The sequence below is a fragment of the Oleiphilus sp. HI0117 genome (genome assembly GCF_001635235.1).
Genome location: NZ_LWGA01000708.1, coordinates 1 through 8,548 on the forward strand (window position 1 = coordinate 1; position 8,548 = coordinate 8,548).

General features: G+C 44.6%; 9 protein-coding genes and 1 pseudogene. 9 read left to right on the forward strand and 1 reads right to left on the reverse strand.

Translation table 11 applies throughout. The features are described 5' to 3' along the window. Nucleotides 1–230 precede the first annotated feature (230 nt). The 5 genes and pseudogenes from A3757_RS10345 to A3757_RS10365 all read left to right on the forward strand — a co-directional run bounded on the left by A3757_RS10345 (nucleotide 231) and on the right by A3757_RS10365 (nucleotide 3,717). Nucleotides 231–2,051, forward strand: coding sequence for a DUF4382 domain-containing protein (locus A3757_RS10345; protein ID WP_068553382.1), 1,821 nt, complete (start codon nucleotides 231–233; stop codon nucleotides 2,049–2,051). Between the two features lie 80 nt (nucleotides 2,052–2,131). Then, nucleotides 2,132–2,650: pseudogene (locus A3757_RS10350) on the forward strand (RNA polymerase sigma factor); the annotation flags it as partial. Between the two features lie 21 nt (nucleotides 2,651–2,671). After that, complete coding sequence (locus A3757_RS10355) at nucleotides 2,672–3,064, forward strand: DUF3619 family protein (RefSeq protein WP_068512395.1); 393 nt, start codon at nucleotides 2,672–2,674, stop codon at nucleotides 3,062–3,064. Continuing rightward, nucleotides 3,057–3,278, forward strand: a complete 222-nt coding sequence (locus tag A3757_RS10360; RefSeq protein ID WP_068512398.1) for a hypothetical protein — start codon at nucleotides 3,057–3,059, stop codon at nucleotides 3,276–3,278. The genes A3757_RS10355 and A3757_RS10360 overlap by 8 nt, the downstream gene beginning before the upstream one ends. Beyond that, complete coding sequence (locus A3757_RS10365) at nucleotides 3,271–3,717, forward strand: DUF3106 domain-containing protein (RefSeq protein WP_068553381.1); 447 nt, start codon at nucleotides 3,271–3,273, stop codon at nucleotides 3,715–3,717. Before A3757_RS10360 ends, A3757_RS10365 begins: the two co-directional genes overlap by 8 nt. Before the next feature lie 9 nt (nucleotides 3,718–3,726). On the opposite strand, the gene A3757_RS10370 is transcribed toward A3757_RS10365, so the two are convergent. Beyond that, on the reverse strand, nucleotides 3,727–4,578 hold the full coding sequence (locus tag A3757_RS10370; RefSeq protein WP_068512404.1) for an autotransporter domain-containing protein: 852 nt from the start codon (nucleotides 4,576–4,578) through the stop codon (nucleotides 3,727–3,729). Nucleotides 4,579–4,727: 149 nt separating this feature from the next. Between A3757_RS10370 and A3757_RS10375 the strand changes: the two genes are divergently transcribed. The 4 genes from A3757_RS10375 to A3757_RS10390 all read left to right on the forward strand — a co-directional run. Continuing rightward, nucleotides 4,728–5,825: a TRAP transporter substrate-binding protein gene (locus A3757_RS10375; RefSeq protein ID WP_082870139.1), complete on the forward strand. Its 1,098-nt coding sequence runs from the start codon at nucleotides 4,728–4,730 to the stop codon at nucleotides 5,823–5,825. A gap of 23 nt (nucleotides 5,826–5,848) precedes the next feature. Beyond that, complete coding sequence (locus A3757_RS10380; RefSeq protein ID WP_068553668.1) at nucleotides 5,849–6,391, forward strand: TRAP transporter small permease subunit; 543 nt, start codon at nucleotides 5,849–5,851, stop codon at nucleotides 6,389–6,391. Beyond that, on the forward strand, nucleotides 6,388–7,668 hold the full coding sequence (locus A3757_RS10385) for a TRAP transporter large permease subunit (protein WP_068512414.1): 1,281 nt from the start codon (nucleotides 6,388–6,390) through the stop codon (nucleotides 7,666–7,668). Before A3757_RS10380 ends, A3757_RS10385 begins: the two co-directional genes overlap by 4 nt. A gap of 118 nt (nucleotides 7,669–7,786) precedes the next feature. Next, nucleotides 7,787–8,548: Hpt domain-containing protein (locus tag A3757_RS10390; protein WP_156506274.1), on the forward strand; the 762-nt coding region annotated here is incomplete at its 3' end.

Sequence of the window (8,548 nt, forward strand, 5' to 3'; positions counted from 1 at the left end):
GATGACCCCATTTCTAAACGACTTTAATTCAGCACTTAGGCGCATACGCGAAGATGGCACTTATCAGAAAATCGTACAAACTTTCGTGCAAGAAGCCATGTCGGATTAACATGTATTTCTATTCCTAAATCATGTATCTGCAAAAAGTTATTAATTTTTCTTCCTCCGTGTAAACCTTTTCTAACTTCATTCGTTTACGCAATACAACCGACAAACAAATGGAGTTAGAAATGAATCAATCAAAGCTACTGGCTTATACCTTTGCCTTTTCAACCAGTCTTTTTGTGGCTGGCTGTGGCGACTCAAGTAACCAGGATGACACCGCACTAATGGGAGACTTGCAAGTCGCCGTCACCGACGCTGAAGAAGACTTTTTGACCTATCGAATTGAATTGGAATCCATACAACTCAAAAAAGCTAATGGCTCACTTGTCGAAGTGCTACCGCTTCAGAGTGAAATAGACTTTGTACAATATCAGGAGCTTTCTGAGCTTTTTGCCGTATTGTCTGTACCCGCAGGCGAATACCAAAGTGTTATATTGGGCCTGGATTACAGTGAGGCTGATATCGTTATTCAAGACGAAGAGGGTGCTTCTTATGAAGCTGCCATACAAGATGCCAATGGCAATGCGATTACTCAAATTGATGTGGAGCTAAATCTTAATGAAGGCAATAGCATCAATATATCCCCTTTCAAAACCGCTCAATTGACGCTTGATTTAGACTTGGCTGCCTCAAATACTATTGAGTCTTTCGAGCCACCCTTAGTAACTGTAGAGCCTTTCATGGTCGGCAGTACCGAGCTGGATATCGATAGGGAACATCGACTAAGGGGTTTACTCGAAAGTGTTGATCTGGCCACTAATACCATCGACATGAAACTAATTCCGATGCGCTTACGTCGCGGAACCTTTGGCGATTTCAACTTCCATGTCGATGACAATACACTGTATGAGATTGATGGCGTTGAGTACACGTCTGAAGAAGGCTTAAGCTTACTAGCAGAACAAGCTGAGGAGACCCCTCTTATTGCTTTTGGTGGCCCTTCAGAAGAAGGTGAGCAACGCTACTTGGCAACACAGGTACTCGCCGGTAACAGTGTTCCTTGGGCTGAACAAGATGTATTGAAAGGCATCATCACTGCACGCAGTGACTCAAGCATTTCGATTCAAGGTGCAGTCGTCGAGACTGGCGACCAGGCGGCTCACTTTCAGACAGAAGTCACACTGGCGGTTACTGAAGATACTGTTGTCACAGGTTATCGCTTAGGTGATGCCAGCATCGCCAATTTATCGGTAGGGCAACGAATACTAGCGTTGGGTGAATTTAACGCTGACAATAATGAATTCGATAGTAGTCAAGGCCATGTCAGAATGAAGCTCAATGCCATTGTGGGCGAAGTGGTGCAGGCATCTCCTTTGGAGTTGGATCTTAGCCATATCAACAAACGACCAATTGATCTTTTTGACTTTAGTGGCACAGGCCTTGATGCGGCTAATGATGCTTCACCTGAACAGTATGAAATCAACAGCTCTACACTGGATATTAGCGCTATCGAAGAAGATGAGTGGATGCAGGTACGCGGTTACCCCAGTTCTTTCGGCTCATCACCATCAGACTTTGACGCCTTAAGCATTATCAACCCGGACTTTAGCTCCCACCCTGCCCGAATGTTCGCTTTATGGCAGTCGCCTAGTACGACAGGGCTAACAATTGAGTCGAGTGAAATCGTATTATCACTTGAAGATGCTAGAACAAAGCTACACTTGAAAGGTATCCCCGGCTCAAGCCAGTTAAGCTTCTCTCCTGAAAAGCTTGTTAGTACTGCTGAAGAAGGACGTTTCAGTATTTTGATTCGCGGTGAAGGCGTCCATATGTTTACGGATTTTGACAGCTTTATTGGCTCGGCAAGTGAGTATCTACAAAATGGCCTTGCAGTGCATCAGTTAACTGCAACGGGGCAGTATACCGACAGCCTTAAGTCACTAGACGTAAATTATGTGACGCTACGTTTAAGCGAACCGCAGGACCTAGAGCAAGATCAGGAATAGAAAGAATTGGACTACACGACCATTCGTGTAGTCCAATAAACTAAAATCACTGTTTCGGGAAGCAAAGACAGAATGGGCAAACTGTGCAGGAAATAGAGCACTTTTTGAAAGAAGTCGAGCAACGGGCATTCCGTATGACCCAATTTGCTACGCGAAACGAAGCTGATGCGCTAGATATCGTACAAGAAGCGATGATCAAGCTCGTCAACAAGTATAGCAACAAGCCGCTTGCTGACTTGAGACCCCTATTCTTCAGAATATTGGAAAACAGCATTTTGGATTGGCACCGTAAGGAGCAGCTAAAAAAGAAAATATTCTTCTGGCGAATTGATGAAAGTGACGCCGAAAGCGAAGTCGAAATGGCTGACCTCAGCGCAGACCCACTGAACTTATTGGACAGTGAAAAACTAGGAGAACATTTACTTAAAGTCATCGAACAACTTCCAGTCAAGCAGCAGCAATGCTTCTTACTCAGGACGTGGGAAGGTTTATCGGTTCGGGAGACTGCAGAAGTAATGAAGATCAACGAAAATAGTGTGAAGAGCCATTACTTTCGCGCTATGGAAAAGCTGCGCTCATCAAAAGCGCAATTGCAGTAAACCAGAGTTCAGGTCAAGAGAATGAACGATAAAGAAATTCAACAACGAGCTAAGCAAGCGCTGGACGAAAGTACCCGGAATCTTTCCCCTAAAGTACAGCGCAGCCTATATCAAGCAAGACAAGACGCTATGGCACAAAATTCAAAGCCATGGTTTAGGCACCCCTTAGTAGGATTCACAGTGGCAGCAAGCTTTTCGGCTGTTCTGTTGATAAACTATTTGCCACAGAAGCAAGGAGAAAATATTCCAAACCTTGTTCAAGCAAATATTGACGACTTTGTTCTACTATCGAACTTCGACGAAACAGACTTGGATATTGCAGAAGATTTAGAATTCTCCTATTGGTTATCGGAACAACTAGAAAATGAAACAATACCTGAAACCTTATCTGTTAGTGAGCTGCGTAATGGCTAATGCATTCACTACTTTTCAAGTTCGAGCTAACGAAGCGCCTATTCAAGATATGAGCTTCTTTCTGTTTCTGGCCGAGACAATCGTCAATGGCAAAGAACTTGTAACGCCTATCGACTTACAGCAGATTAGCGATAACGAGCTGTCCAACTCCAAGGATCACGACTTGGTGCCCAGTGAACCTGAAAATAGCGAACAGGAGGCAAACCATGAATAAGCTTCCCAAGCACTTAATCACATTATTACTGGCCAGCTTTGTTTCGCTTTCTTTTGCAGAGGAATGGTCATCTTTGCCAAACGAAACCCAAATATTACTCATCCCTTTTCAATCACAATGGGATAGCTTAGACAAAACCAAGCAAGAAGCCTTGGTTACAGGGGCAAATCGTTGGGCAAATATGGATAAGGAGCAAAGAGAACTTGCGAAGCAGCGCTTTTCCAAATGGCAAACGCTATCACCTGAAGCACGCTCGGCCTTAAAAGATAAAATGCAGCGCTTTAAAGCCCTGCCTGCTGAGCATCAGAACTCTCTGAGAAAGAGTATGCGTAAATTTAAGCAACTCCCAGAGGCAAAAAAGCAAAAGCTGCGTCAGAGCTTCAAGCGGCTCAGCCCAAGCCAAAGAGCAAAGCTAAGACGTAATATTCGCAAGCCTTAGTCACTTCTTCTACCAAACCAGCCCAAAGCGCAGGTTCCATTGGGTACCGATATTGTCGAGGTCAATCGCTTCTTCAAACGATAACTCGACTTGATATCGATCGATTAACAGCTCAAGGCCTGCGTTGATTGAACCAGAGCTATCGGTTTCCAGATCACTTTCAGTGCTAGACGTTAATGAAGCACTCCGGCGGAAGATACTCGTTCGCGTCAAGCCTTCGCCTTGGAAGAAGTTAGTCCAGGACAGGCCAAAAAATGGACTTAATGCAGCGTGGCTATTCAATTCATAGAAGTAGCTTAAACTCAAAGACGGAGCCGCAAACCAGCCAGACTGACTGGCTTCCAAAGTAATAACATTTTCATTGAGGTAGCTTTGGTTGAGGGAGTCAACATATTGGAAGCCAAGCTGAAGTGAAGGTACGAGCGACCAAGCATCATAAGCAAAATAGCCACTAACTCCCGCACTGTATTCACTGGTCTCGCTATATTCTTCAAGCCGATTACCAGACGCTGCCCAAGCCTTCATCTCGGGTTTGCTATAGACATAACTCAATACCAGATCAACTGATAAAACAGGGTAGGCTAATGAAACACCAAAGCCCCACACCTTTTTCTCTAACTCAGCATCTTGGGCAAAGCTAGTATTTGCGGTTTCTTGCCAAGTATCCAGCGTGAGCATCGGCCCTTTCTGGCTAATAAAGGTGTATGTGAGATCTATAGATTCCGGGCTTAAATCAGCATCAAAACTATTGAAGCTAAGCGTTTCGCTATGCACGCCATAACTAAAGCTTAAAGAGTGCAGATTATCTTCACCAGACCAAGCAGATAGTGGAAATAACAAAAGTGCGAATAATCGATGCATATTAGGTATTTTGGTCCCATATAAAGAGTTCGAAGAGTAGCCTTAATGGCTCTGAATAGAAACCTATAAAAGCAATTCCACGCTTTCAAGCACACCCTAGTTCTGTTAAATTTCGCGCTCCACTTTCAAAAATAACAAGGATGCCACAAATGTCTCTACGAAAATTCGTGAGCTTTCTAGCAATCGTCATATCAGTTCAGTTTTTAGTTGCCTGTGATGACAAGGTTGAACACACCCACAAAGTAGAAAAACAAGACTCATACACGCTAAAACTGGCAGAAACCTGGGGGCCTAATTTTCCTATTTTTGGTGACACCTCCAAGAATATGGCATCGATGGTCGAGAAGATGTCGAACGGTCGCTTAAAGGTCGTCATTCACTCTTCAAACAAGCATAAGTCTCCTTTTGGTATCTTCGATATGGTTAAGTCAGGCCAATACGATATGGGCCACTCTGCATCTTACTATTGGAAAGGTAAAGTGCCTGCCACCATGTACTTCACTACCATGCCTTTTGGTATGATCGCCTCCGAACAATATGCATGGTTTTACTACGGCGGTGGCATGGAATTAATGAATGAGCTATATGGCCAGTACAATCTCATGTCCTTCCCTGGCGGTAACACAGCTAACCAGATGGGCGGCTGGTTCCAGAAAGAAATTAATACTGTAGAAGACCTGCAAGGATTGAAAATGCGTATTCCTGGCTTCGCGGGTGAAGTCATTGCCAAACTGGGCGCCAAACCTACGAATATTCCCCCAGGCGAGTTATATACCGCACTTGAACGCGGCACCATTGATGCGCTCGAGTGGGTAGGCCCCTCTCTTGACCTGCGCATGGGTTTCCACAAAATTGCACCGTATTACTATACCGGTTGGCATGAGCCCGGTGCTGAACTTCAGTTCCTGGTTAACAAGAAGAAGTTTGAAGGCCTACCGGCAGATCTTCAAGAAATCCTTAAAACAGCTATGAAAGCTTCCTCATACGATATGTATGCGCAAGCTATGCATGAAAGCGCTAAGAACTGGGCAACGATTAGTACCGAATATCCGAATATTCAAGTTAAAACCTTCCCTACTGAAGTACTTGCTGCGATGCGTCAGGCAAATGAAGACCTGCTAGCCGAAAGCGCCTCTAAAGATGAGTTCGCTGCGCGAGTGCTTAAGTCTCAGAAAGAGTATCTGGAAAAAGCACGTGCCTGGACCAATATGTCTGATAAGGCCTATTTAGATAGCACAGCCCCCTAAGATAAGGTCTGCACGTTAATACTATGCAAGTAATTCTAGCCCTGGATACTCTGTTTAAAAGCATTGCGCGTTTATGCGGAGTACTCTCGGCTAGCGCCATGCTCTTACTACTCATCAACGTTTTCTACGATGTGGTCATGCGCTATGGCTTTAATGATGTATCGATCGGTATGCAGGAACTGGAGTGGCATCTCTTCTCTTGCGTGTTTCTACTAGGTATTCCCTATGCGATTCAAGAAAATGCCCATGTCCGCGTGGATATTTTCTATGATCACTGGCAAGACCAGACCAAGGCCTGGATTAACCTCTTAGGTACGCTCATTCTTATCCTTCCCTTCATTATACTTGTGACTCACTTTAGCCTTGGTTTTGCTTATGAGTCTTATCAAATGGGTGAAGGCAGTGGTGACCCGGGCGGCCTACCTCATCGCTGGTTAATCAAGAGCCTGATGCCTTTGTCTTTTATACTGATTGGTTTGGCAAGTTTAAGCATGATCACTCAGGCTCTCCGTGTAATCGTTGGGAAAGAAGCTTACCCAAGAAGCAAAGAGGTCGGCTTGTCATGAGCGGTATCGTCATGTTCGTGGTTGCCCTGCTAATGCTGATGCTGGGCTTTCCCGTCGCCTTTACTTTTGCAGGAGTGGCTCTGGCATTTGGTATTTGGGCAGAGGGTTTTGAGCTGTTTGCTTTTATGCCCTACCGCATACAGAGCATTATGGAAAATACCATTCTGATGGCTATTCCCTTGTTCATTTTTATGGGCGTCATACTCCAGAAAACCAAGCTGGCTGAGCAACTCCTTGAATCGATGGCACAGTTATTCGGCAGACTCAATGGTGGCGTAGCCATTAGCACCATACTCGTCGGCTCTTTGCTCGCCGCCTCAACCGGTGTAGTCGGTGCCAGTGTGGTTGCGATGGGTTTGATATCCCTGCCTTGCATGCTCAAGTATAACTACGATAAACAACTCAGCTGCGGCACCATTTGCGCATCGGGCACCCTTGGTCAAATCGTGCCGCCTTCTATTATTTTAATTATTCTTGGCGATGTACTGGGTTTACCTGTTGGCGACCTGTTTAGAGCCGCTGTTGCGCCGGGGGTTTTGCTGATAGCTCTTTACATTGGCTACATAGTATTTGTAACAAGTCGAAACCCGGCCTTGGCTCCTGCTATGCCTATTTCAGAGGAAGATAAGAGCGAACAAATACGCAAAGCCTTATTAGCCATTATTCCTCCCTTAGCGCTGATTTTTGTTGTACTCGGTTCTATTTTTGCCGGTATTGCTACACCAACGGAAAGTTCAGCATTAGGTGGTATTGGTGCGATATTTCTGGTTCTACTCTACAAGCAGTTTAATTTCCAGATGCTCTGGGATAGCGCTAAGGAAACCGTCAACGTCACAGCAATGGTGTTCGCTATTCTGATCGGTGCCACGGCCTTCTCTATGACCTTCAGCTATTCTGGCGGCGATATGATACTGGAAGAATGGTTGTTGCAACTTCCAGGCGAAAAATGGGGTTTCTTGATTCTCACTATGTTGGTCATTCTGATTCTAGGCTTCTTTATCGACTTTGTTGAAATCTCTTTTATTATCATCCCTGTTCTGGCACCTATCGCAGAAACCCTAGGTATCAGCATGCTTTGGTTTGCAATTCTGATTGCAATGAACCTGCAAACCAGCTTCCTCACCCCTCCCTTTGGCTTTAGTTTGTTCTATTTAAAGGGTGTGGCACCGCCGAGCATCAAAACCAGTGATATCTACCGTGGTGTAATGCCATTTATTGCGATTCAGGTAAGCGTTCTTTTGGTCTTATTGATCAAACCAGAATGGTTCGGACTTTAAGTAGAATCTTATAAGCCAAGCCTAAGTTTGTGAACTAGTCAAAAATTTCGTTTATTTTTCCTCTCATGGTCTATTCTTAAAAGTAGGACTTAATAGCGCTTATCAAAACGGGATTGAAATGATGGTTACCACCTGCCCTCAGTTTACTGAGCTAGACAATGAAATAACGCAAGATTTTGCAGAGTGTTTACAAGAGAATATTGAGCAGATCGAAGCTTGTATCGCATTACTTGATAACTCAAAAGATCCGGAACTTGTTCATCGCCTTTTTAGAGACATTCACTCTCTAAAAGGTAATTGCCGTATGGTATTTCTCGACCCCTTGGTCGAAACAATTCACGCTCTCGAAGAAATCGTCTCTGACATGCGCCAAGGCCAGCGTACCTATCTTCCTATGTACGGCGAATTTATCTTTGCCATCGTTATTCGTATACGGGATATGATCAATACACTGATTAGTGATGGCCAGGTAGAAGGTACGCCTCAGGCGACCATGCTTAAGGTTATCGAAGATGTCAGAGGCTGCACTGCAGGCCAGGACCTGAAAGCACTTGATAAAGCAATGGACCAGCTGGTCGGGGCGAAGAAAAGTAGCACTGAAGAAGAAAAACCCGGCAGTATCGCGCTGAGCCTTGAGCATCAGGACAACCCTGACTTAGCATTTTTTAGAAAGCTTGCCTTACAGCTAGATGACTTAGGCATATACAAACAAGGTAGAACAGATTCCATTCTAGAGTTGTGCTTATCTACCAACAAAGACCTTGAAGAGCCTATCGATACAGACCAATTAACTGCTGCAGTCTATCTTCACGATATCGGCATGTCTTTAGTCTCGCCCGACATACTTAATAAGCCTAGCAAACTAAGCGACCAGGAATTT